Annotated in this window: 1 rRNA gene; it reads right to left on the minus strand. The window is 52.9% G+C overall.

From position 1 onward, the window contains the following. A 16S ribosomal RNA gene (locus ACQEXS_RS22435) occupies positions 1 to 1,317 on the minus strand; the annotation flags it as partial. Positions 1,318 to 1,379 lie beyond the last annotated feature (62 nt).

Raw genomic sequence — 1,379 nt, forward strand, 5'->3', positions numbered from 1 at the left:
ATCCGGACTACGACGCACTTTTTGGGATTCGCTCACTCTCGCAAGTTGGCCGCCCTCTGTATGCGCCATTGTAGCACGTGTGTAGCCCTACTCGTAAGGGCCATGATGACTTGACGTCGTCCCCACCTTCCTCCGGTTTATCACCGGCAGTCTCCCTGGAGTTCCCACCCGAAGTGCTGGCAAACAAGGATAAGGGTTGCGCTCGTTGCGGGACTTAACCCAACATTTCACAACACGAGCTGACGACAGCCATGCAGCACCTGTCTTACAGTTCCCGAAGGCACACCTGCGTCTCCGCTGGCTTCTGTAGATGTCAAGAGTAGGTAAGGTTCTTCGCGTTGCATCGAATTAAACCACATGCTCCACCGCTTGTGCGGGCCCCCGTCAATTCATTTGAGTTTTAATCTTGCGACCGTACTCCCCAGGCGGTCTACTTAACGCGTTAGCTCCGAAAGCCACGGCTCAAGGCCACAACCTCCAAGTAGACATCGTTTACGGCGTGGACTACCAGGGTATCTAATCCTGTTTGCTCCCCACGCTTTCGCATCTGAGTGTCAGTATCTGTCCAGGGGGCCGCCTTCGCCACCGGTATTCCTTCAGATCTCTACGCATTTCACCGCTACACCTGAAATTCTACCCCCCTCTACAGTACTCTAGTCTGCCAGTTTCAAATGCTATTCCGAGGTTGAGCCCCGGGCTTTCACATCTGACTTAACAAACCACCTGCATGCGCTTTACGCCCAGTAATTCCGATTAACGCTCGCACCCTCCGTATTACCGCGGCTGCTGGCACGGAGTTAGCCGGTGCTTCTTCTGTCGCTAACGTCAAATGATAGTGCTATTAACACTACCACCTTCCTCACGACTGAAAGTGCTTTACAACCCGAAGGCCTTCTTCACACACGCGGCATGGCTGCATCAGGCTTGCGCCCATTGTGCAATATTCCCCACTGCTGCCTCCCGTAGGAGTCTGGACCGTGTCTCAGTTCCAGTGTGGCTGATCATCCTCTCAGACCAGCTAGGGATCGTCGCCTTGGTGAGCCATTACCTCACCAACTAGCTAATCCCACCTAGGCATATCCTGACGCGAGAGGCCCGAAGGTCCCCCTCTTTGAGCCGAAGCTATTATGCGGTATTAGCCATCGTTTCCAATGGTTATCCCCCACATCAGGGCAATTTCCTAGGCATTACTCACCCGTCCGCCGCTCGACGCCGTTATCGTTCCCCGAAGGTTCAGATAACTCGTTTCCGCTCGACTTGCATGTGTTAGGCCTGCCGCCAGCGTTCAATCTGAGCCATGATCAAACTCTTCAATTTAAGATTTTGTCGGCTCAATGAATACTGAACATTACATAAGTAATGTTTGAATTGACTGTGCT

The organism is Vibrio sp. TRT 17S01, assembly GCF_050113695.1.
In the GTDB taxonomy this organism is placed as follows: Bacteria; Pseudomonadota; Gammaproteobacteria; order Enterobacterales; family Vibrionaceae; genus Vibrio.